We start from the raw sequence: 21,838 nt of genomic DNA, 5'->3' as shown, positions 1-21,838 counted from the left end.
GTATATCTACCGGGCCTTTTTCTTATTGCTGCTGTGGTTGTTCTTCCAGTGTTACCGGCCATTTGCGGAAGATAATCACTGACCAGATCAGCGCGGCAACGGCAGGAAGTGCACCGACGTAACCAATCGTCGACATCGACCAGTGCAGACTTACCTGATTTCCCACCAGCGCTCCCGCGCCAATACCAATATTAAAGATACCGGAGAACAGCGCCATTGCGACGTCAGTGGCATCCGGAGCCAGTGCCAGTACTTTCACCTGCATTCCCAGGCCGATCACCATAATGGCAATGCCCCAGAAAATACTCAGGACAGCCAGGTGCATTTCGCTATCAGCAGCAGGCAATAGCAGCACCAGGCACAGGGTCAACAGGGCGATAGCCGCGCTTATCAACACCGAGGCATACTGATTACCCAGCTTGCCAAAAATTACGCTGCCAATAATACCCGCGCCACCGAGAACCAGAAGCAGCACAGTGGCAAAGTTAGCGCTCAGCCCGGCGACGGTCTGCACAAAGGGTTCGATATAGCTATAAGCCGTATAATGCGCGGTGACCACAATCACCGTCAGCAGATACAGGCTCATTAACGCCGGACGGCGGAATAACACCGGCAGGCTTTTTAATGAACCGGAATGCTCACTGGGTAATTTGGGCAGAAGCTTAATCAGGCAAAGCAGGGTAATTAGCGCGCCCATACCGATGGCGAAGAAGGTAGTGCGCCAGCCAAAATACTGGCCGACGATGCGTCCGATAGGCAGGCCTAATACCATCGCCAGCGCGGTGCCGGTCGCAATCAGGCTGAGTGCCTGCGCGCGTTTCCCGGCCGGAGCAAGGCGTATCGCCAGCGATGCAGTGATCGACCAGAAAATGGCGTGTGCGAAAGCAATACCAATACGGCTAATCACCAGCACGGTAAAATTCCATGCCAGGAAAGAGAGTACGTGGCTGGCGATAAACACGACAAACAGGCAGATCAGCAGCTTGCGGCGTTCTACCTGACTGGTGAGCAGCATGAAGGGCAGCGACATCAGGGCCACCACCCAGGCGTAGATCGTCAACATGATCCCAACCTGCGCGGTCTGCATATTAAAACTTTGCGCAATGTCGGACAGCAACCCGACCGGGACAAACTCAGTGGTATTGAAAATAAAACCGGCAACAGCAAGCGTAACTACCCGTAGCCACGCGACCTTGCGGGAAACAGTGTTTGTTGTCATATGTATAAATCGGGTTAGCTGCAAAAAGGAGAGGTGGCGATCTTAAAACGTTTACTGGTGAAAATACAATCATTTCGTGATTAAGATCACGCTGCTTTGCGGGTGATAATGCGGTGCATTACGAGAAAAAATAAAGCCGGTCAGTACTACTGACTGACCGGAGAATACCGTTACCTGAGCGAGTTTAGTGCAGTTGCGCTTCTTTCATGCACAACGCTTCATGCTCACTGTCGATGATTGGCTCAACTTTACCCATCAAAAACAGATAGTTCAAAATTCCCAGAACCACCAGTGCGGCAGAGAACACCAGCGCCCAGGTAAAGGAGCCAGTGGCTGCAACAATGGCTCCGGTAATAATTGGTCCTACCGCGCCTCCCATATTGGAGACAGTATTCTGTAACCCTGCAACAATCGATACGCTGTTTTTAGGCGCAACGTCACCCGGTAGTGCCCAGACCTGCGAGGCGGCAACCGTGGTGCCTGATTTCGCCACACACAGTAAAAACACGGTCATAAACACGGAATCAGTAAAAGGGGCAAAACCAATACATAAAGCCATTAACAGACCGATTGTCAGGAATAATTTTCTTGTGGCAGTCAGCGACAGGATCCGCTTATGTACCATACGGTCAGAGGCCCAGCCGGCAAAGACTTCGATCACCATCCCACATAATAATGGCAGGGCGGCAACCATCCCCATTTTGATAAAATCCATTCCTTTGTCTTTTACCAGATAAGTGGGTAGCCAGGTAATAAAGAAATAGGATGTATAGTTGATGGTAAAGAAACCGATACACATTGCCCAAATGTTACGGTAGCGCAACAGTTTATACCAACGCATCGGTAATACGGATTTGTCGCCGTGTTTTTGCTTTTGCCCTTCGCGAATATGTTTAATTTCGCTTGTACTGATCCTTTTGTGGTCCTCCGGGTTTTCTGTATAAATAAAATACCAGGCAATGACCCAAAAAATGCCTACACCACCAATAATCAGAAATGTCATCCGCCAGTCAAACTGGTAGATCATCCAGACAATAAGCGGCATCGCGACGGCACCGCCAAATTTAGAGGCACTGTCAAACAATCCTGAGACGGTGGCCCGCTCCCGATCCGGGAACCAGCGCGCAGCGATCCCTGCATTGCTTGGATAGGCGGCGGCTTCACCGACGCCCAGAGCGAGTCTCAATGCGAGTAGAGATTTAAATCCAGTGGCTAAACCCATCATTGAGGTGGCGATTGACCACCACGCGACGGCAAAACCCAGACCTTTTTTCTGACCAAAACGGTCAGCAAACCAACCTGCCGGTATTTGCAGTAAAGAATATGACCAGAAGAACGCCGCCATGATAAACCCCATCATTTCAGGATCGAGTTTTAGCTCATCAATGAGGTGAGGTGCTGCAGCAGATAATACCGTCCGGTCAATATAGTTAATTGCAATAGCAAGCCACATTAATCCCGCAATCCACCAACGAATTCGGGATTTTTCTGCAAAATTATTCATATATCTGGCCCATGGTAGATGTTCATTTTTATTATTGTGGAAAGGGTAGGGTTATCTCCACAATGTTATAATCCGTTCATTATATTTTTAGGCTTACGCTGATGAATGACATGTTCAATGATGTTATAAACACATTGCTCGCCTATATTGCTGATCGCACCCTCGGTATATCCTGCAATATGTGCCGTAGGGATGAAATTATCGAGCGCAAATAAGGGGTGTGAATTGCACGGCTCTTGTAAAAAGACATCGGCGGCAGCGCCCTTAATGACACCCTGCGTGAGAGCCAGAAAGAGATCCTCTTCATTAACGACACCACCGCGTGAAACGTTTATGAGATAACTAGTGCTCTTCATTTTTTTCATCTGCGCTAAATCAAAGAGATTTTTGGTTTCAGGCGTCAGCGGAGTGTGTAACGTGATGAAATCACTTTGTTCTGTTAGTTCATCGAGCGAAACGTATTCAATGTGATTATCTGCGGCGAACTGTGCATCCTGCCATGCGTCGTGAGCCAGCACGCGCATATTAAAGCCGCGGGCTCGCAGTGCAACCTGTTTACCGATATTACCTAACCCAATAATGCCAATCGTTTTTCCATATACATCGGAGGCGAAGATCCGTGGCCAGTTTCCCGCGCGGGTTTGTTCAATCGCGTAGGGGAGTTGACGCGCACAGTTAAGGATCAGGGAAAACGCAAAGTCTGCGACGGCATGCTTATTGGCATCCGGCACATTGGTAACAAAAATACCTTTTTCACGCGTGGCATTGAGGTCGATATTATCGACGCCCACGCCGTGTTTGCAGACGATTTTCAGATTCGGTGCCGCAGCTATTAGTCCGGCATTAACATCGGTAAAAGCGACGATCATTGCCACTGTCTGTTCCAGATGAGGTGCAAGCGCTTCTAAACCGGCATCTGCAGGTAGCATGATTAACTCAAGTCCGGCGTCGTTAAGCAGTTTGATCGGTTGCTGATCGTATTTGGCAAATGAAGGTGATGTACAGATGACTTTCATAATACAATCCTGTTAGTTAAGCGGCGTTGCCGCCGCTGTAAAAGTGTCTATCGTAAATAGTTATTGATAATTTGCTGGATCTGGCGTTCCTGATGAGCATCAAACGTGACAGCGTAACGGCTTGCGCCTACCTCGTGCCCCATGATTTGCAATGCTTTTTTGACAGCGGCGGGCGAGAACGCAACTTTATAGAGCTCGGTTCGCAAACCTGTGACGCTTTCCTGTGCTTCATGCGATCCGACAACATCACCGGCCTTGAATCGCGCCCAGATAGCGTTAATTTCTTTTGGCGCTACGTTCGCCAAACCGGAAATACAGGCTGAACAGCCATCAACAAATCCCTGATGAATGAGTGAATCTGGACCATTCAGCACATCAAATCCCTCGATATCTTTAACTGCATCCAGGAAGCTGCTAAGACTTTCATAACTGCCGGCACTGTCTTTGATCCCGATTATGTTCGGGTGTGCCGCCAGCACTCTGGCTGTTTCCGGTTCAATGGTATTTCCCGTACGTGCCGGAATGTTGTAGAGAAATACCGGTACCGATAGCGCGTCGGCAATCGCGGTATAGTGATCTATCAGTTCCTGCTGTTTGAGCGGAACAAAATACGGGGTAATCACCGATACGGCATCGACGCCCAGTTTTTCTATTTGCTTGCCCAGACGAATGGTTTCACGGGTAGAGATTTCACCAATATGCGCCACTACGTTCGCCCGCCCAGCAACTTCCTCAACGCAGGTGCGGGTCACTGCTATTTTTTCTTCCTCGTTGAGCACAAAAAACTCACCGTTTGTGCCGCCGCAGAAAATACCGTTTCCGGCATTTAACTGGCGGTTTACCTGGTTTCTCAGTTCTTTAAGGTTAAGCCCGCCGTCGTGGTCGAACGGGGTAACGATTGCCGTCAGTACACCACAGATTTTCTTACTCATGATTCACTCCTTTGGTATTCAGTTCTGGAAACAGAGTTTGATAAATGGCCTGAATATCCTCATGACTCACCTCGCAGGGAGCATTATTCATCAGGCGTTTTACGTTCAGTGCGGCATCGGCCAGTGCGGGAATATCAGTAGACGGTACACCAAGCGTTGCCAGGTTATCGGGCAGGTTCAGTCGTTTCACGAGTGTGGCGAAGTACTCCACCAGGGCGCGGGATTTTTCTTCGGCACTGAGTGTTGAGTCAGCGTCAGGCAGCAGATCCCACACCAGGGCAAACTTGTCGACCACAAATGGGCGAATCACTTTCATGCAGGGTGCTAACAGAATGGCGTTAGCGACGCCATGTGGGAGATGGTATCGACCGCCGAGCGGGTAAGAGAGCGCGTGGACCAGGTGAGTACCAGCATGATTAATCGCCACACCGCCGTAATGCGATGCCCACAGCATCTCCAGTTTGGCCAGCAGATTTTCCGGCTCATTGACGGAGATTTCGATATGGTTGAGTAGCTTACGCAGGCCAATGAGCGAAGCGTTATCACTTACCGGATTGGCGACGGTAGCGGTAAAGCATTCGATCAGATGACATAGCGCGTCGATGCCAGTGGACGAGGCAATATGCGCTGGCATGCTGGTGGTGAGTTCTGGCAACAGGGCCACGTAATCCGGTAATAGCACCGGAGAAATGATGCCGACTTTGGTGTTTTGTTCCGGGATCGCCAGAATCGCATTGGGAGTCGCTTCAGAACCCGTACCTGCTGTGGCGGGGATCAGCACAGAAGCAACGCGTTGCAGCGGTTTTTCTCCCGCCAGCATGGCGTCAAGCGTCGGAGATTCAGGATGGCATAAGACGGAGAGCAGTTTCGCCACATCCAGTACGCTACCACCGCCGATACCGATCACCATTTCTACGTTGAGACCTTGTACGTTTTTTAATAGTGCGCTGACATCGTGATGCCCGGGTTCTGCAGGCACATTGTCAATCAGAGCCACATGACGTCCATCGTTGGTCAGTAAGTTGCGGATCTGTGTTACCGCGCCCAGTCCGACAATATTGCTATCCGTCACCAGTAACAGCTGGCGTTTACCTGCCAGTAACGGCTCCAGTGCGGGGATAGCATTCGAACCGCTGATGACGGTGCTATTGATTGTTGCCACAGCATTCTCCTGTTGTTCGAGTGATTGAATTCGCTCACTGAGATTCAGGAACGATTGCATCATGGGCTAAATTTATAATTTATCTCGGAGATGAATAACTTGAGCTTGCTCACATTTAATCAAATGTGATTGAATATAATCATTATCAACATACAACAACCCGGAGCATGGATGAGTAGACATGTTGTAAGACCCCAGATCCTTGTCATTGCTGATGACTTTACGGGGGGGAATGATGCGGGGGTGAGTCTGGCGCTGACGGGAATGACGGTAAATGTCGCTTTCACATTGCCCTGTGCCGATGATGCAGATGTGCTGGTCATCAACACGGATAGTCGTGCGCTGGAGGAAGAGCAGGCCGCCGCCAGAGTAAGTGAGCTGGCTCTGACGAGTCAGGCTGGTCCTCAGACGCAGTGGCTGAAGAAAATAGATTCAACATTGCGCGGAAACCCGGGGGCCGAACTGGACGCGTTAATGCGGATTACAGGTAAAAAGCGGGCCATCGTGGCACTGGCTTGTCCCTCAGTCGGGCGAACCACCGAGCAGGGGCAGTGCCTCGTTAACGGTATTCCGGTAACGCAGACCGAATTTGCCAGCGATCCGAAAACACCGGTGATGAGTGCCGATATTTGTGAGGTGATACAGGCACAAACCACCATTGCGTGTCGAGCGATGTCACTGAATGACTACATGCAGCACCTGCGCGAGCCTGCTGTTGAGACGCCGCAGATTTGGGTTGTGGATGCCCGGACTGACGCTGACCTTGATGTGATTGTTACTGATGCGCTGATGCAGGATGAGCTGCCGCTGCTGGTGGGGTCTGCCGGGATCTGTGACGCGCTTGCCCGTCATGTCCGGACACCGTCCTCACAGTGTTTACTGGCGGTAGTGGGTTCAATGAGTGAAATCGCTCAACAGCAGATTGCCGCTGTGTACCAGGACCCGCAGGTGGGGACTGTATTCATTGATATCGAAAATATCTTCAGCGGTAGCTCGACAGAGTACGCGCAGCACATCGTTAGGATCCTCTCCTCTGGTAGGCACTGCATTGTTCACACAAGTCCCGACAGTGAAGCACGCCATCATATTCCGCAGCTGTGCGTGCGTATGGGGATGAATCGCGCTCAGCTCGGTGAAAAAATCTGCCAGTTTCTTGGACAGCTTATCCGGCAGGTTTTGCAGGAGGTATCGCCAGGCGCGCTGTATCTCTCTGGTGGTGATGTGGCGATGGCGGTTGCAGACGCCCTTAAGGCAACAGGATTTCGTATTACTGACCGTGTGGCCCAGTGTGTGCCGTACGGTCATTTTGTCGGTGGCGACTGGCAACGCCCGGTTATGACAAAGGCAGGGGGATTCGGTGACGAAACGACGTTGCGTCAGGTTTTAAATTTTATCGAGGAGAACATGAGTGAATAACATTATTGCAGTAACTATGGGCGACCCTGCAGGTATTGGACCTGAGATTATTATTAAATCGCTGGTGGAGGGAGAACTGTCTGGCGCGCCGGTTGTGGTTGTGGGATGTGCCCAAACGCTGCGTCGTATCCAGTCATTAAATGTCACGCCGCCAGCGGAACTCCGGGTTATCGACAGCGTAACCCAGGCGCAATTCGCCCCCGGTGTTATCAACGTGATTGACGAACCCCTTGCCGATCCTGCGGCGCTTGAACCGGGGGTGGTGCAAGCGCAGGCGGGTGATTTGGCCTATCGCTGTATTAAACGCGCTACAGCACTGGCGCTAAGTGGTGAAGTTAAGGCCATTGCCACTGCGCCGCTGAATAAAGAAGCACTGCACATGGCGGGACATCATTATCCCGGCCATACCGAACTGCTGGCGCAACTGACCAACAGCAAAGACTATGCGATGGTGCTGTATACCGAACAGCTTAAAGTGATTCATGTCACCACGCATATTGCACTACGTAAATTCCTTGATACGCTCAGTGAACAGCGTGTAAAAACAGTCATTCAGGTCGCAGATGATTTCCTGCGTCGTGTCGGGTTTGATAATCCACGTATTGCGGTCGCAGGCGTCAACCCCCATGCCGGCGAAAATGGCCTGTTTGGCGAGGAAGAGATAACGATTGTCGGACCCGCGGTGCAGGCAATGCAAGCGAAAGGGTTAAATGTTACGGGACCATGTCCACCAGATACTGTCTTTATGCAGTGCCACGAAGGTATGTATGACATGGTGGTGGCAATGTATCACGATCAGGGCCATATTCCGCTAAAATTGCTGGGATTCTATGATGGGGTGAATATCACCGCCGGATTGCCATTTATTCGCACTTCTGCAGACCACGGCACGGCGTTTGATATTGCCTGGACAGGTAAAGCCAAGTCTGAGAGCATGGCCGTGTCCATCCAGTTAGCAATGCAAATTACGCGGGATTAAAATGAAGGGATATAATCGGTTAGAACAGATTATGGATTATCTGAAAGGGCATAATCTGGCGACAGTTGAACAGCTTGTCGCTGTGACTCAGGCCTCTCCGGCGACCATTCGCCGCGACCTGATTAAACTCGATCAGGAAGGTGTTATCAGCCGTACTCACGGCGGCGTGACGCTTAACCGGTTTATCCCTTCACAACCAACCACACATGAAAAAATGCAGCGCAGCCTGATGGAAAAACAGGCTATTGCCTGCGCGGCGGCAAGCCTGGTGAAAGCCGGGGACGCCATTATCCTGGATGCGGGAACGACGATGATTGAACTGGCGCGCCAGCTTACCCATCTGCCGTTGCGCGTCATCACCAGCGATCTGCACATTGCGCTATTTCTTTCTGAGTTCAAGCAAATTGAAGTGACGATCATTGGCGGGCGTATTGATGACTCCAGCCAGTCCTGTATCGGCGAGCACGGGCGTAAACTGCTGCAAAACGTGTGGCCGGATATCGCGTTTCTAAGCTGTAACGGCTGGGATCTGACCCGCGGGATCACCGCACCGACGGAAGAAAAGGCCGGTCTGAAGCGCGACCTGATTGCAAACGCCAAACGTCGCGTACTGCTGGCAGACAGTTCAAAATACGGTGCATGGTCACTTTTCAACGTCACACATCTGGATGCGTTGACGGATATCGTGACCGATGCGCGACTCAATGAAGAGGTGCGGCAGCAGCTTGAGCAACTGCCTTGCCATCTGACGTTCGCCAGTTAATCTGCATTTTGCGACAGCTGAGGTTCCAGTACCTCAATAAATGCTTCCAGCTGTCGCGTCATCGCTCCCCGACGCCAGACCAGCCACGTATTTAACCAACGCCAGTTTTCACTCAGCGGCCAGGCATTGACCTGATGGTGGCCTGGCATGCTTTCCAGCATAGAACGTGGAATCAGCGCGATTCCCGCGCCGGCAATCACACAGGCCAGCATGCCGTGGTAGGACTCCATTTCATGGATCGTGCCTGGCATGGCGCGATCGGCGTGAAACCAGCTTTCAAAGTGGCGGCGATAGGAACAGTTGGCGCGAAAGGCATAGATATTGTAACCATTCACATCGCTGGCCCGTTTGATGGGGGGGTGGCCGTGTGGGGTGACAATCATCATCTCTTCACGGTACACCGGCATTCCTTCAAGACCTGGATGGGTAATAGGGCCATCAGCAAAAGCGGCGTTCAGCGTACCGTCGAGCACACCGTCCAGCATGGTACCGGACGGTCCTGTTGCCAGTGCAAACTGGATTTTAGGGTAGCGCTGATTATATTCGGCAAGTGTGGCCGGAATACGCACGGCGGCTGTACTTTCCAGCGATCCCAGAGAGAACAATCCTTGTGGTTCATCACCTGCGACCACCATCCTCGCTTCTTCTACCAGCGCCAGGATCCGCTGGCTGTAACGCAAAAAATTGTGCCCGGAGGGAGAAAGCCGCAGACGTTGATTTTCACGAATAAACAGATCGACGCCAAGGTCCGCTTCAAGCTGGCGAATACGCGTGGTGAGATTGGACGGCACGCGATGCACCTTCGCCGCAGCCTGCGTGATGCTGCCGGTCTCTGCGACGGCATTGAACATTTCAAGTTGCGTCAGGTCCATAATTTTCTCTGTTCGTGAATGGTATGGTTAATATTATTCATTTTTCAGAAAGAGTAAACCTGCGCATGATATAACCATACCTTGCGAGAAAGAGAGGCACTTATGACCATCACAGCAGCAACACATGCTATTTCCGTTGACCCGACCTGTGGCGAAATGCTGACGGCAATGCCGTGGGCCAGCGCCGATGAGATTACCCACGCGCTGAATCTGGCGGCGACGGGATTCAACGCATGGAAACACACGACCGTCACCCATCGCGCACAGATGTTGCGCCGGGTCGGACAAGCGCTGCGTGAACGCGCCGAAGAGATGGCGCAGTGTATCTCGCGTGAAATGGGTAAGCCCGTCAGGCAGGCACGTGCGGAAGTGGCAAAGTCTGCGGCATTATGTGACTGGTACGCCGAACATGGGCCAGCGATGCTCAGTACCGAGGCCACGCAGGTTGAGAATCACCAGGCCGTGATTGAGTACCGTCCCCTGGGGACTATTCTGGCGATCATGCCGTGGAACTTTCCGCTCTGGCAGGTTATGCGCGGCGCCGTGCCGATTTTGCTGGCCGGAAATGGCTATCTGTTAAAGCATGCACCGAATGTCACCGGTTGTGCCGCGATTATCGCCCAGGTCTTTACCGATGCGGAAATACCCGCTGGGGTATATGGCTGGGTGAATGCCGATAACGCCGGGGTGAGTCAGATGATCAATGACCCGCGTATCGCGGCGGTAACGGTGACGGGCAGCGTTCGTGCTGGTGCTGCGATTGGCGCTCAGGCTGGTGCAGCGCTGAAGAAATGCGTGCTTGAGTTAGGCGGTTCCGATCCGTTTATCGTGCTTAATGATGCAGACCTTGATTTAGCGGTTAAAGCCGCAGTGGCAGGGCGTTATCAGAATACCGGGCAGGTTTGTGCCGCAGCGAAACGCTTTATTATTGAAGAAGGGATTGCGGCAGAATTCACCCACCGTTTTGTTGCGGCAGCCAGTGCACTGAAAATGGGCGATCCGCTAAATGAAGAGAACGATCTCGGCCCAATGGCACGTTTTGATCTGCGGGATGAACTGCATCAGCAGGTTGAAGATTCACTGGCTCAAGGGGCGCGCTTACTCCTCGGTGGGGAAAAAATAGCTGGTCAGGGTAATTACTATGCCGTGACGGTACTGGGTGATGTTACGCCGGAAATGACGGCGTTTCGTCAGGAGCTGTTTGGCCCGGTTGCGGCGATTACCGTCGCGAAGGATGCTGAGCACGCATTAGCACTGGCTAATGACAGCGAGTTCGGCTTGTCGGCGACGTTGTTTACCGCGGATGAGGCACTGGCGCAAACTATGGCGGCCCGTCTGGAGTGTGGTGGCGTGTTTATTAATGGTTACAGTGCCAGTGATGCTCGCGTTGCTTTTGGCGGCGTGAAGAAAAGCGGTTTTGGTCGTGAGCTTTCTCACTTTGGTCTGCATGAGTTTTGCAATGTGCAAACCGTCTGGAAAAACCGTCTCTGATAGCCCGGGTGCCTCTGCAGGGGCACCCGTCTTATTTCTGCAATAAATTTGTCATTTACTCTGCGTACACTCGCGCCTAACGCTTTGATACAGAAGAGTAATATGAACATAACGCAAATTTTTCGTCGCCTGACTCCCCGTCAGTTTGGTCTGTTAACCGGTATCATTTGTATTATTGCACTGTTCTCTGTTTTGCAGATTGCATCCTCGCTTATGCTCTCAGCCTCTGTCAGGGACGCGCAGATTAATGAACAGCATAATCAGCAGGTGCTTTTGCAACAGTCGAAGATCGATGAAGCAAGGGTGGCGTTGTTATCTGCCAGCGACTTACTTAATCGTGCTGGCGTTTACTTTATGCAGGATGCGGCTACCGGCTCGGAAGGGAGCTGGCGCCCGTTAATGGAAGAGGCCCAGCATGCGTTAACGCAGTCAAAAACGGCATGGGATGCCTGGCTTGCAATGGATCCGCATCAGCCTCCCGACTTGATGGAGAGCTATCAGCGTTTTTATAGCGGTATTCAGGAGCAGGCCGATGGATTAATGCAATCCAATAGCATTGATGCGTTTTTTGCCGTGCCTGTTCAGGCGTTTCAGACAGACTTTAATGAAAATTATGCACGTTTTCAGCAAGACAGTTTCCAGCAGACGGAAAAAGGGCGAGAGCAGCTGTTGACCAGTCTTGAACGTTTACAGCACCTCTTTTTATTTATTCCTCTTGTGCTGGTGGTGATTGCGGTACTGGTCTGGCGCAGTATGTCCCGCTGGGTAATCGCGCCACTGAGACGACTGATCGATCATATTGATGTGTTAGCGGCTGGCGATCTTTCCCGTCCAGCCCCCCAGGTGAGCCAGTTTAATCGTGAAGTGACACAACTGAGCTCACGTATCGACGCGATGCAGCAGGGGCTACGGATGCTGGTGCAACAGGTGAATGACGCTACGACCTCAATGGTGGGAAATATCACTCAGCTTACGCAAAGCAATAAACAGTTATATCAGCAATCCGCGAAACAGAGCGATGAGCTAAATACGGTGACATCACATATTTCGTTTCTGGAAACACATGTTGAGGATAACAGTGGGTTTGCTCAACTGGCGAATCAACGCGCCGTGCAGGCGCGGGATATTGCTGCGGGTGGCAACCGGATGATGGCAACGGTAAATGCGTCGATGCAGGCAATTGTTGCCCGTTCATCCGAGATGCGCGGAATCATCTCACTGATTGACAGCATCGCGTTTCAGACCAATATTCTGGCGTTAAATGCGGCGATTGAAGCTGCGCATGCTGGTGAACAAGGGCGTGGATTTGCGGTTGTTGCAAAAGAAGTTGGGTTGTTGGCGAGAAAAAGCAGTCAGTCCACGCAGAATATTCAGGCGCTGATTCATCATTCCTTAGCGGGTATTGACGAAGGATTTCATGCGGTGAACGGACTGGATGACAACTTACAGCAGGTTATATCGCTGGTGGAAAATCTTGGCGCCTTACTGAATGATATTTCTGCTGCGACGATGAATCAAGGAACCCGTATTCACGAGTTGACCAGTCAGCTTCAGGCTCTGAATAACGAAGCCCGACAGACCAGCGATCTGGTGAACGCTGCGTCTGATTCCTCCTTACAGTTACATCATGAATCTCATCAGCTTATGCAGGCCGTTGCCAGATTCCGTCTTCCGGCCTGACGCTGTGTATTCAGCTCTGTTATACTCGCAGGCCTTTCATACCTGCGAGCAAGGAGCATGTTGTGGCCAGGGCCATGGACAATTCAATTTTAGAGACCATTGTGCAGCAGGTTCGTCCGCTGATTGGTCAGGGAAAAGTTGCCGATTATATTCCTGCATTAGCCTCTGTCGATGGCTCAAAACTGGGTATTGCCATTTGCACCGTTGATGGTCAGCACTATCAGGCGGGGGATGCGCAAGAACGTTTTTCTATTCAGTCGATTTCAAAGGTGCTTAGCCTGGTTGTCGCAATGCGTCATTACCAGGAAGACGAGATCTGGCAACGTGTTGGCAAAGATCCTTCCGGTCACCCGTTTAACTCGCTGGTGCAGCTGGAAATGGAGCAGGGTATACCGCGTAATCCCTTTATCAATGCCGGGGCATTGGTGGTTTGCGATATGCTGCAAGGTCGCCTGAGTGCGCCACGGCAACGAATGCTGGAAGTGGTACGTGCATTAAGTGGCGTTTCAGATATTGCTTATGATACGACGGTGGCACGCTCTGAGTTTGAGCACTCAGCCCGCAACGCGGCAATTGCCTGGCTGATGAAATCCTTTGGTAATTTTCATCACGATGTGACGACCGTTCTGCAAAATTATTTTCACTACTGCGCGCTGAAAATGAGCTGTGTGGAGCTGGCGCGCACGTTCGTCTTTCTGGCGAATCAGGGGCATGCCTTTCATCTTGCGGAGCCCGTGGTCACGCCGATGCAGGCGCGGCAGATTAACGCGCTAATGGCGACCAGCGGTATGTATCAAAATGCCGGGGAGTTTGCCTGGCGGGTAGGTTTGCCGGCGAAATCGGGTGTCGGTGGCGGTATTGTGGCGATCGTGCCGCATGAGATGGCGATTGCGGTCTGGAGTCCGGAACTGGATCCCGCAGGGAACTCGCTGGCGGGTATTGCGGTACTGGAACAATTAACTCAACAGTTAGGGCGCTCGGTTTACTGATGAACACGCTCGACTCGCTTTTTGCCCGACTGGCGAAATCGACTTTTCGATCGCGGTTTCGTCTCGGTCAGAAAGAAAGACAATATTGTCTGGAAAAAGGTGCGCCGGTCATTGAACAACATGCGGCCGATTTTATTGCTAAGCGCCTGGCTCCCGCGCTCCCGACCAATGACGGAAAGCAAACGCCGATGCGTGGACATCCGGTGTTTATCGCTCAACATGCCACGGCGACCTGCTGTAGGGGATGTCTGGCCAAATGGCATGATATACCTCAGGGGCAACCGTTGAGCGAGCAACAGCAACGTTACGTTGTCACTGTTATCTACCACTGGTTAGTGCTGCAAATGAATAAGCCATAGATAACATAATCCTATGATTCGACTCCTTGTGTTATGTAATTGTTAATTGCAGTATGAAGGGGTCAATCTAAGGAGACTAAATGGCTACCCACACCCCCTGCTTTATACTGAGCGCGGAACAGATCCTGTCGAGAATCGACGAGCTTAGTGATGTCCTTGAACAGTGCGTGAACGATGGCGCATCTGTCAGTTTTATGCTCCCTTTTAACCGCGATAAGTCGCGGCCTTTTTGGACACGTGTTGCACAAAGTGTCTCTTGTGGAGAACGCATTGTTCTGGGGGCTGAAAATGCGCAAGGGACCCTTGTTGGGACCGTTCAGCTCATTATTGATCAACCCGAAAACCAGCCTCATCGTGCAGACGTTGCCAAACTCCTGGTTCATACCTCTGCACGGCGGTGTGGGATAGCCCGGGAATTGATGAATACACTGGAAATTTGCGCCCATCATGAAGGGAAAACCCTCCTGGTTCTTGATACGTCTACAGGCAGCGCCGCCGAGTTGTTCTACCACAATTGTGGATGGCAAAAAGCAGGGGTAATCCCTGACTATGCAAAAATGCCTGATGGAACAGTGGCCGGGACCACACTTTTTTATAAAACGCTCTAATTTGTCACCGGGGATTGATCAAAACAGGGTTTCATTGTATTAAAGTTTGCTAACCTATTGGACCAATTCAATCAGGTTGTATGACTAATCAAAAAGGGAACCCATTGTGCAAACACTAAATCGTCGCGATTTTCCCGGTGCTCACTATCCTGAACGCATTATTCAGTTTGGTGAAGGAAACTTCCTGCGCGCCTTTGTTGACTGGCAAGTTGATCTGCTGAATGAACATACCGATCTGAACGCTGGTGTGGTCATTGTTCGTCCTATCGAAAGTACTTTTCCGCCGTCACTGAGTACCCAGGATGGTCTCTATACCACCATCATTCGTGGTTTGAATGAAAAGGGCGAGGCCGTCAGCGATGCCCGTTTAATTCGTTCGGTTAACCGCGAAATCAGCGTCTATAGCGAATACGATGAGTTCCTGAAGCTGGCGCATAATCCTGAAATGCGTTTTGTTTTCTCTAACACCACGGAAGCGGGTATTAGCTACCACGCGGGTGATAAGTTTGATGATGCGCCGGCTGTGAGTTATCCGGCAAAACTGACCCGACTGCTGTTCGAACGCTATAGCCATTTCAACGGTGCGCTTGATAAAGGCTGGATTATCATTCCTTGCGAGCTGATTGATTACAATGGTGAAGCGCTGCATGAACTGGTTTTGCGTTATGCTCAGGAATGGGCGTTGCCGGAAGCATTCGTACAGTGGCTGGACCAGGCAAACGCATTTTGTTCTACGCTGGTGGACCGTATTGTTACCGGTTACCCACGTGACGAAGTTGCGAAGCTTGAAGCTGAACTGGGTTATCATGATGCGTTTCTTGATACCGCAGAACACTTTTATCTGTTTGTTATTCAGGGGCCAAAATCATTAGCCACTGAACTTCGCCTCGATAAATACCCGTTGAATGTTCTGATTGTTGATGACATCAAGCCGTATAAAGAGCGTAAAGTCGCCATTCTCAACGGTGCGCACACAGCCCTGGTACCGGTCGCCTGGCAGGCAGGGCTTGATACCGTGGGTGAGGCAATGAATGATGCTGAGATTCGCGCCTTCGTTGAGAAAGCTATCTATGAAGAGATTATTCCGGTGCTGGATCTGCCGCGTGATGAATTGGCTTCATTTGCCAGCGCGGTGACCGGCCGATTCTGCAACCCGTACATTAAGCATCAACTATTGTCGATTGCGCTTAATGGCATGACCAAATTCCGCACCCGTATTCTGCCGCAGTTGTTGGCAGGGCAGAAGGCCAGCGGCCAACTGCCGCTGCGTCTGACATTTGCCCTGGCAGCCTTGATTGCTTTCTACCGTGGTGAGCGTAACGGTGAATCTTATCCGGTTCAGGATGATGCGCATTGGATGGAGCGTTTCCAGGTGTTGTGGGCTCAGCATCGTGACCGCCAGATTACTACCGCAGCGCTGGTCAACGCGGTATTGGCCGTAAAAGATCACTGGGAACAGGATCTGACACAGGTTCCCGGGCTGGTCGAACAGGTTTCTGCCGACCTGGATTCTATCCTGGCGAAAGGCATGCGCGAAGCGGTTAAGCCACTGTGCTAATACGTTAACCCGGTTCAGGCCGGGTTTTTTTATCGTCCTTATTTAGTTACAACATACAATATAACTTCTAAAAATGGAGCACACCTGAAGCTTCAATGCCCACTATGGTCAGCAGGAAAAGATGTTTAGATAATGTTGCTATAAGCTTGCAACATTGATCGCGATCACGTTTAATGTCCCGGCTTTCACATTTTCCGAAGATAACCATGATCGTTCGCCCCCAACAACACTGGCTACGCCTGATATTCGTCTGGCATGGCTCAGTATTATCCAAAATCTTTTCACGCTTGCTGCTGAATTTCCTGCTCTCCATTGCCGTTATCATCATGCTGCCATGGTATACGATGCTGGGTATCAAATTTACTTTGGCACCGTTCAGCATTCTTGGTGTCGCAATTGCAATCTTCTTAGGCTTTCGTAACAACGCCTGTTATTCGCGCTATGTTGAAGCCCGACATTTATGGGGGCAGTTGATGATTGCTTCCCGTTCGCTTCTGCGTGAGGTGAAAACGACCTTACCAGACGATGCTGAACTGGGACAGTTCGTTCGTTTGCAAATCGCATTTGCCCATTGCCTGCGTATGACTTTACGTCGACAACCGCAGGCGGAACCCCTGGCGAAATATCTCAGCGAGAGCGATTTACAGACCGTTTTTGCGGCTCAATCACCGGCCAACCGCATTCTGCTGATGATGGGGGAGTGGCTGGCCGTTCGCAGGCGAAATGGGCAGCTATCTGATATATTATTTCACAGTTTAAACAACAGGTTAAATGATATGTCAGCAGTGCTGGCAGGTTGTGAGCGTATCGCGAACACACCCGTTCCGTTTGCTTACACCTTAATCCTGCATCGCACGGTATATCTGTTTTGCATCATGTTGCCATTCGCGTTAGTGGTGGATTTACACTATATGACACCGTTCATCTCGGTGCTTATTTCCTATACTTTTATCTCGCTCGATACGCTAGCCGAAGAACTCGAAGATCCGTTTGGTACAGAGAATAATGATCTGCCACTCGATGCGATTTGTAACGCGATTGAAATCGATTTGCTGCAGATGAATGATGAAACCGTTGTGCCGGCGAAACATATGCCAGATAAGCATTACCAGCTGACATAGCATCCGGTAGAGCTGGTAACACGACCAGCTCTTATTGTTTCACGGAAGGAATAGGTAAGACTTGATGCGCCGGTGAGTGCGGTTTTAGCCGAATTCTCTTTGCCACCACGCAGGCTGCATATCGGTAAATGAATGAAACTCGGGGGCCAGATCTTCATCATTGGGATCATCAAAAACGCCCGCTAATAGCGCTATTACCGGAGCATCATCAATGGCACCAACTGAACTTCCGCATTGAGGGCAAAAAGCGCGACTGGAGGTTTCTGAAGAACGCCAGGTAGTCGGTTTACCCGCTTTTCCCGTCCATTCTACATTTTCAGCATTAAATTCAATCCAGACGACGGTTGGTGCACCGGTATGCTTGCGGCAAATATCGCACGAGCAGGTATGCGAATTATTAGGGCTCGTCGCGGTAAAGCGAACAGAGCCACACAGACAACCGCCAATGTAGATTTTAGACATGACAACCCCCCGTCAGTAAACGTTCTCAGACACTAGCAGATGACTGGCTTCATCACTAGATCCTCATCGTAAAAAGGCGAGGGCGCGCATGGGGAATTCACAATAATTATCAGCCCCTGGTATAAAGAGGCTGATACCAGGAGGTCAGTGCTTAAGAATTGTGTTTAGCAACGATAAACAACCGCGGAAACGCCAGCAGTATTTTCCCATTCTCTTGCAGTGGATATTGCTCCTGCAGCAATGCATGATAACGCGCCAGATAGCGATGTTGTTCGCTTTCACTCAGCTCCTGCAACCAGGGACGCAACCCCGTCGAACTCACCCAGTCGATAATTGACTGGTGTGAATCCATAACGTGATAGTAGGTTGTACGCCAGATATCAACATCGCAACCCATGTCAGTCAAAATATCATAGTACGCATGCACTCCGGGAAGAGGCGCACGGCCGCGATCGGGGTAACCCAGTTCATAGGCAACTTCACGCATCAGAACATGCGTTGGCTCCAGCCAGTTATCTGGCATTTGTACAGCCAATACGCCATCTTTCCCCAGCAGAGAGACCAGGTGGGGGAACAGCTGATAGTGATCGGGAACCCATTGCAAAGATGCGTTTGCATACAACAGATCTACGGGCTCTTCTGTCTGAAATGCGCTAATATCCGCTTCGATAAAATGACAGCCAGGCAACGCGTTACGCGCTTCGCTCAGCATTGCCGGCGAAGAATCCACGCCTGATATTTGCGCTGATGGCCAACGTTGATGTAGCAATGCGGTGCTGTTACCCGGGCCGCAGCCGAGATCGACGACTGAGCGGACATTCTCCAGCGCGACTCTGCTGAGTAATTCAGCTGCGGGTCGCGAACGTTCGGTTTCATATTGCAGATAGAGCGAAGGGTTCCAGTCAGCCATGTTTCTGTATCCTGTATGCGATGAAATAGTATGATTCTGAGCCAGCAATTTCCATCACGCCCTCAGAATCAATGATTCTTGTTCCTTCCCAGCATAGTAAGTGTAGCTTTAAAGGGTAAAAATAGGACAAATCGTATTACAAAAGATAATAATTCATAATCTTTCTTATACTTCTTTTGCTTTCTCTTCAGGATCGCGATCTCTCTTTGGGCATTCAAAAAACTTCTGACATAACATTCACCATTATTATGGTTGTCGATAAAGTCATCACCGTAGTTGCTCTCATAGAGGCTTATGCAGTATTTTATTTTTTCCTTAATAGACTCAATGTCATCAAATTGAATCCAATATTCAGATAACAAATATGCTATCAACTTCTCCTGGAAAACAGACATGGTACTGTGTGTATCATTCAAAAATATCGCATCGAAATCTTCTAAGGCTTCAATTTTATGTGTAGCTTCGTACCATTCGCTTCGCCCAAAGCAATAAACTGGTTTACCGAAAATCAAGGCTTCAATGCTTGTGCCAGAATTACATGCGATAACGGCAGAGCTCCCTTCAATTAATTCGTGGATATTAGCATCAACAGACAAAACATTCTCGTTGGTTGCTAATAGATACGCAATCTTGGCATCAACACCTCTGGATTTACACATCGGGTGGCGTTTGATTACCAACTTTCGATTTGTCTTTTTAGCCAATGCTGCAACATAGTCTAATGCCTCCATGGCGCTGATGTTCTCATGATCGGTAACCGAATCAGAGTTGACCTGCATGGGGAAAAAAAGGTAATTCGAGGGGAGATCAACGTGGTTATGTGGTTGTTGATGCTTGGAGAGTTTTGTCTCCCTGAAAAATTCCCGCTTCTCGCCAATGATACTTTTGGCACTGTCGTGATCTATTTTATTTATTTTATCGATATATGAACTGAAGTTGACACAAATATCTGCCCACCCCGAATATCCATTTTTATCTACAGAGTACAGTCCATATATAGGTGATTCTTTTATCGAGAAAACATTTTTGTCATTATTATATGAGTGAAAGGAGAATGTAATAGATTCTTTAATTGCCAGTCTTTTAAGACCATAACAGGGAAAACTAACTGGATTCAGTACTACTTGTAATTGTTCATCATGGAGACAAGATATAAAGTTACCAATAAATTGTCGATGAATGCCTTCACTCTTACCTAGCCATTGTGGTAAGTCAAAGTAAAAACGATTTAAATCATTCATCATAACTCCACGTGATTAATGTAAATAAAACTTTGGGTTAGGCTAATCTTTATTTGGCAGTCGACTGTCCGCTAAACAGTAACGATTATCATTAAAAATATGCAGGTATTATATTATTTTCATAGGATCAATACAATCCGGTACTCTTGAATAGAAGTGGAGACAGAAGGGGGATATCGATATGACATAGGCCCTACTGGTGCCGATGTCATATTCAGAAACAAGTATGCTGATTAATATATTTCCCCACATCAACAACTTTATTTGTATCGGGGTCAACATTGAATACTATAAACCGCATTTGTGGGCAGAACAGTTCCAGGCTTTTTTTACTGCATTCCGTTTGTAACCATTTATGACTGCCACTTTCGGTTTGTACCTGATTGAGGTTTGCATCCTTACTGCACACAAAACCATCCACGATTGCTTTTTGCCTTGCAGCATCCAGATTCAAGCCAATAACATTTAGCTCATCGACGTCTTTGTCATGTGAGCTGGCAGAGACGCGGGTCAACGCACAACCGGTCAGTGTGAATGAAAGAACCAATAGAAACGTGACACGTAAGATAGCGTTGTCATTTTGATGAACATGGATAGTTCTTTGCATTGGCTGTAGGGTCCGTTGCTGTGAAATTCCAGGGCACAGGTTTGTGTCGTACCTTGTGGTTGTACGCGAAAAGGACTGAGTGAGCAATTGCAACGTCAGCGATTTGACGTATGCGTAAAGTATATGGTTTGAATGGTAGTCGGTGAACAGCCTGAATCCAGGAACAACGCTGTCAGGCGTTATCAATGACCAGCACAATGATGAACCCAGTATGGCAGATTTCACTTCTCTCTATCTAAGTGCGCATAATGTATATTATGTTAAATCAAATCAATGCGTACCTGACTCATAACCCTCTACGGGTTCCCCCCATTACAAAATACTCATAGAAGGTCCGGGCCTTGTCATCAATGGCATGCACCATGATGGCCTTGATACCCACTTGATCAGCTAAGTTAGAAATGCGCAATACAACATCATTAAGCAGCCATTTTCCAAAACTATGACCTTGCGTACAGACATCATTAGCCTGGCCGCCGGGAATAGTCACTTCGCCCTTCTCTTTCGCCTGTTTCAAGTACTGCGCGCACATTGCTGGCCTGGTGCTCATTCACCGTGCTATGCCGGTTTATACCATTGCTGGTCGCCTTGCTTTCTTGTAACCTTGCGCTCGTGCAACTGACAAAATCTGGAACCACCGAACTGGACTTCATATGAATGCTCACATTTCTAAAGACCCCTTACATGGCGTGACGCTTGAAATGCAGGTCAATGCCCTGGTTAATCGTTATGGTTGGGCTGAACTTGGCCAACGGATAAACATCAACTGTTTTAAAAATGAACCGAGCGTTAAATCCAGTTTGAAGTTTCTGCGTCGTACGCCGTGGGCGCGAGCAGAAGTTGAAGCACTGTATCTTGATTCTCTGTATGACGTTGCACCAGAACCCACTGCTCCTGCTATTGATCCCTGGGCTAACAGCCGCAACAAGAAAAAATAAGAGCAAAATTC

Annotated in this window: 21 protein-coding genes and 1 pseudogene; 11 read left to right on the top strand and 11 right to left on the bottom strand. The window is 49.7% G+C overall.

Annotated elements, in window-relative coordinates:
* Positions 1 to 22 precede the first annotated feature (22 nt).
* The 5 genes from FDX03_RS13095 to FDX03_RS13075 all read right to left on the bottom strand — a co-directional run bounded on the left by FDX03_RS13095 (position 23) and on the right by FDX03_RS13075 (position 5,833).
* The gene (locus FDX03_RS13095; RefSeq protein ID WP_101743073.1) at positions 23 to 1,219 is read right to left on the bottom strand and encodes a sugar transporter; all 1,197 of its coding nucleotides are present in this window, start codon (positions 1,217 to 1,219) and stop codon (positions 23 to 25) included.
* 184 nt (positions 1,220 to 1,403) lie between these two features.
* On the bottom strand, positions 1,404 to 2,723 hold the full coding sequence (locus tag FDX03_RS13090; protein ID WP_048211690.1) for an MFS transporter: 1,320 nt from the start codon (positions 2,721 to 2,723) through the stop codon (positions 1,404 to 1,406).
* 65 nt (positions 2,724 to 2,788) lie between these two features.
* Positions 2,789 to 3,739, bottom strand: coding sequence for a phosphoglycerate dehydrogenase (locus FDX03_RS13085; RefSeq protein ID WP_048211689.1), 951 nt, complete (start codon positions 3,737 to 3,739; stop codon positions 2,789 to 2,791).
* Between the two features lie 47 nt (positions 3,740 to 3,786).
* Entirely contained in the window at positions 3,787 to 4,671 is an 885-nt protein-coding gene (locus tag FDX03_RS13080) for a dihydrodipicolinate synthase family protein (protein ID WP_048211688.1), read from the bottom strand.
* Positions 4,664 to 5,833, bottom strand: coding sequence for an iron-containing alcohol dehydrogenase (locus FDX03_RS13075; RefSeq protein ID WP_137346020.1), 1,170 nt, complete (start codon positions 5,831 to 5,833; stop codon positions 4,664 to 4,666). Before FDX03_RS13075 ends, FDX03_RS13080 begins: the two co-directional genes overlap by 8 nt.
* Before the next feature lie 171 nt (positions 5,834 to 6,004).
* On the opposite strand from FDX03_RS13075, the gene FDX03_RS13070 reads away from it, so the two are divergent.
* Genes FDX03_RS13070 through FDX03_RS13060 form a run of 3 tightly spaced genes read left to right on the top strand, consistent with a single transcriptional unit; the run spans position 6,005 to position 8,991 of the window.
* Positions 6,005 to 7,249, top strand: coding sequence for a four-carbon acid sugar kinase family protein (locus FDX03_RS13070; protein WP_137346019.1), 1,245 nt, complete (start codon positions 6,005 to 6,007; stop codon positions 7,247 to 7,249).
* Positions 7,242 to 8,228 (top strand): D-threonate 4-phosphate dehydrogenase, encoded by a 987-nt coding sequence (locus tag FDX03_RS13065; protein WP_061067886.1) that lies wholly within the window; start codon positions 7,242 to 7,244, stop codon positions 8,226 to 8,228. Before FDX03_RS13070 ends, FDX03_RS13065 begins: the two co-directional genes overlap by 8 nt.
* 1 nt (position 8,229) lies before the next feature.
* On the top strand, positions 8,230 to 8,991 hold the full coding sequence (locus FDX03_RS13060; RefSeq protein ID WP_048211684.1) for a DeoR/GlpR family DNA-binding transcription regulator: 762 nt from the start codon (positions 8,230 to 8,232) through the stop codon (positions 8,989 to 8,991).
* Here FDX03_RS13060 and FDX03_RS13055 read toward each other — a convergent pair.
* Positions 8,988 to 9,863 carry a LysR family transcriptional regulator gene (locus FDX03_RS13055; protein WP_061067887.1) on the bottom strand — a complete coding sequence of 292 codons (876 nt, stop codon included), beginning with the start codon at positions 9,861 to 9,863 and terminating at the stop codon, positions 8,988 to 8,990. The genes FDX03_RS13060 and FDX03_RS13055 overlap by 4 nt on opposite strands.
* Before the next feature lie 102 nt (positions 9,864 to 9,965).
* Here FDX03_RS13055 and sad point away from each other — a divergent pair, with 102 nt between their 5' ends.
* The 7 genes from sad to FDX03_RS13020 all read left to right on the top strand — a co-directional run bounded on the left by sad (position 9,966) and on the right by FDX03_RS13020 (position 17,669).
* Positions 9,966 to 11,354: a succinate-semialdehyde dehydrogenase gene (sad, locus tag FDX03_RS13050; RefSeq protein WP_115643406.1), complete on the top strand. Its 1,389-nt coding sequence runs from the start codon at positions 9,966 to 9,968 to the stop codon at positions 11,352 to 11,354.
* Between the two features lie 102 nt (positions 11,355 to 11,456).
* The gene (locus FDX03_RS13045; protein WP_061067889.1) at positions 11,457 to 13,034 is read left to right on the top strand and encodes a methyl-accepting chemotaxis protein; all 1,578 of its coding nucleotides are present in this window, start codon (positions 11,457 to 11,459) and stop codon (positions 13,032 to 13,034) included.
* Positions 13,035 to 13,096: 62 nt separating this feature from the next.
* Positions 13,097 to 14,023, top strand: coding sequence for a glutaminase B (gene glsB, locus FDX03_RS13040; RefSeq protein ID WP_048211680.1), 927 nt, complete (start codon positions 13,097 to 13,099; stop codon positions 14,021 to 14,023).
* A complete protein-coding gene (locus FDX03_RS13035) occupies positions 14,023 to 14,382 on the top strand; it encodes a DUF4186 domain-containing protein (RefSeq protein ID WP_048211679.1) in 360 nt (119 codons plus the stop codon). Before glsB ends, FDX03_RS13035 begins: the two co-directional genes overlap by 1 nt.
* Positions 14,383 to 14,462: 80 nt before the next feature.
* A complete protein-coding gene (locus FDX03_RS13030; RefSeq protein ID WP_061067890.1) occupies positions 14,463 to 14,990 on the top strand; it encodes a GNAT family N-acetyltransferase in 528 nt (175 codons plus the stop codon).
* A 106-nt stretch (positions 14,991 to 15,096) separates the two neighbouring features.
* Positions 15,097 to 16,548: a tagaturonate reductase gene (locus tag FDX03_RS13025; RefSeq protein ID WP_101743078.1), complete on the top strand. Its 1,452-nt coding sequence runs from the start codon at positions 15,097 to 15,099 to the stop codon at positions 16,546 to 16,548.
* Positions 16,549 to 16,754: 206 nt separating this feature from the next.
* Positions 16,755 to 17,669 carry a bestrophin family protein gene (locus tag FDX03_RS13020; RefSeq protein ID WP_061067892.1) on the top strand — a complete coding sequence of 305 codons (915 nt, stop codon included), beginning with the start codon at positions 16,755 to 16,757 and terminating at the stop codon, positions 17,667 to 17,669.
* Positions 17,670 to 17,753: 84 nt separating this feature from the next.
* On the opposite strand, the gene FDX03_RS13015 is transcribed toward FDX03_RS13020, so the two are convergent.
* The 5 genes and pseudogenes from FDX03_RS13015 to FDX03_RS12995 all read right to left on the bottom strand — a co-directional run.
* Positions 17,754 to 18,131 carry a GFA family protein gene (locus FDX03_RS13015; protein WP_048211675.1) on the bottom strand — a complete coding sequence of 126 codons (378 nt, stop codon included), beginning with the start codon at positions 18,129 to 18,131 and terminating at the stop codon, positions 17,754 to 17,756.
* Positions 18,132 to 18,282: 151 nt separating this feature from the next.
* Positions 18,283 to 19,041 (bottom strand): trans-aconitate 2-methyltransferase, encoded by a 759-nt coding sequence (gene tam / locus FDX03_RS13010; protein ID WP_048211674.1) that lies wholly within the window; start codon positions 19,039 to 19,041, stop codon positions 18,283 to 18,285.
* Positions 19,042 to 19,109: 68 nt separating this feature from the next.
* Complete coding sequence (locus FDX03_RS13005) at positions 19,110 to 20,285, bottom strand: hypothetical protein (protein ID WP_137346018.1); 1,176 nt, start codon at positions 20,283 to 20,285, stop codon at positions 19,110 to 19,112.
* Between the two features lie 211 nt (positions 20,286 to 20,496).
* Positions 20,497 to 20,889, bottom strand: a complete 393-nt coding sequence (locus FDX03_RS13000; protein WP_115602058.1) for a hypothetical protein — start codon at positions 20,887 to 20,889, stop codon at positions 20,497 to 20,499.
* A gap of 286 nt (positions 20,890 to 21,175) precedes the next feature.
* Positions 21,176 to 21,358, bottom strand: a pseudogene (locus FDX03_RS12995) (hypothetical protein); the annotation flags it as partial.
* A 184-nt stretch (positions 21,359 to 21,542) separates the two neighbouring features.
* Between FDX03_RS12995 and FDX03_RS12990 the strand changes: the two are divergent.
* The gene (locus FDX03_RS12990) at positions 21,543 to 21,827 is read left to right on the top strand and encodes a VF530 family protein (protein ID WP_048211670.1); all 285 of its coding nucleotides are present in this window, start codon (positions 21,543 to 21,545) and stop codon (positions 21,825 to 21,827) included.
* The last annotated feature ends 11 nt before the right edge of the window (positions 21,828 to 21,838 follow it).

It is taken from the genome of Citrobacter sp. wls827 (genome assembly GCF_005280875.1).
In the GTDB taxonomy this organism is placed as follows: domain Bacteria; phylum Pseudomonadota; class Gammaproteobacteria; order Enterobacterales; family Enterobacteriaceae; genus Citrobacter; species Citrobacter youngae.
This window is presented reverse-complemented; position numbering and strand designations above follow the sequence as displayed.

Coding starts and splice junctions, on each gene's coding strand:
- FDX03_RS13005 (WP_137346018.1), bottom strand. CDS start 20,285: ATGATGAATGATTTAAATCGTTTTTACTTTGACTTACCACAATGGCTA.
- FDX03_RS13015 (WP_048211675.1), bottom strand. CDS start 18,131: ATGTCTAAAATCTACATTGGCGGTTGTCTGTGTGGCTCTGTTCGCTTT.
- sad (WP_115643406.1), top strand. CDS start 9,966: ATGACCATCACAGCAGCAACACATGCTATTTCCGTTGACCCGACCTGT.
- FDX03_RS13045 (WP_061067889.1), top strand. CDS start 11,457: ATGAACATAACGCAAATTTTTCGTCGCCTGACTCCCCGTCAGTTTGGT.
- FDX03_RS13030 (WP_061067890.1), top strand. CDS start 14,463: ATGGCTACCCACACCCCCTGCTTTATACTGAGCGCGGAACAGATCCTG.
- FDX03_RS12990 (WP_048211670.1), top strand. CDS start 21,543: ATGAATGCTCACATTTCTAAAGACCCCTTACATGGCGTGACGCTTGAA.
- FDX03_RS13000 (WP_115602058.1), bottom strand. CDS start 20,889: ATGCAAAGAACTATCCATGTTCATCAAAATGACAACGCTATCTTACGT.
- FDX03_RS13080 (WP_048211688.1), bottom strand. CDS start 4,671: ATGAGTAAGAAAATCTGTGGTGTACTGACGGCAATCGTTACCCCGTTC.
- FDX03_RS13090 (WP_048211690.1), bottom strand. CDS start 2,723: ATGAATAATTTTGCAGAAAAATCCCGAATTCGTTGGTGGATTGCGGGA.
- FDX03_RS13035 (WP_048211679.1), top strand. CDS start 14,023: ATGAACACGCTCGACTCGCTTTTTGCCCGACTGGCGAAATCGACTTTT.
- tam (WP_048211674.1), bottom strand. CDS start 19,041: ATGGCTGACTGGAACCCTTCGCTCTATCTGCAATATGAAACCGAACGT.
- FDX03_RS13020 (WP_061067892.1), top strand. CDS start 16,755: ATGATCGTTCGCCCCCAACAACACTGGCTACGCCTGATATTCGTCTGG.
- FDX03_RS13060 (WP_048211684.1), top strand. CDS start 8,230: ATGAAGGGATATAATCGGTTAGAACAGATTATGGATTATCTGAAAGGG.
- FDX03_RS13085 (WP_048211689.1), bottom strand. CDS start 3,739: ATGAAAGTCATCTGTACATCACCTTCATTTGCCAAATACGATCAGCAA.
- FDX03_RS13095 (WP_101743073.1), bottom strand. CDS start 1,219: ATGACAACAAACACTGTTTCCCGCAAGGTCGCGTGGCTACGGGTAGTT.
- FDX03_RS13055 (WP_061067887.1), bottom strand. CDS start 9,863: ATGGACCTGACGCAACTTGAAATGTTCAATGCCGTCGCAGAGACCGGC.
- FDX03_RS13070 (WP_137346019.1), top strand. CDS start 6,005: ATGAGTAGACATGTTGTAAGACCCCAGATCCTTGTCATTGCTGATGAC.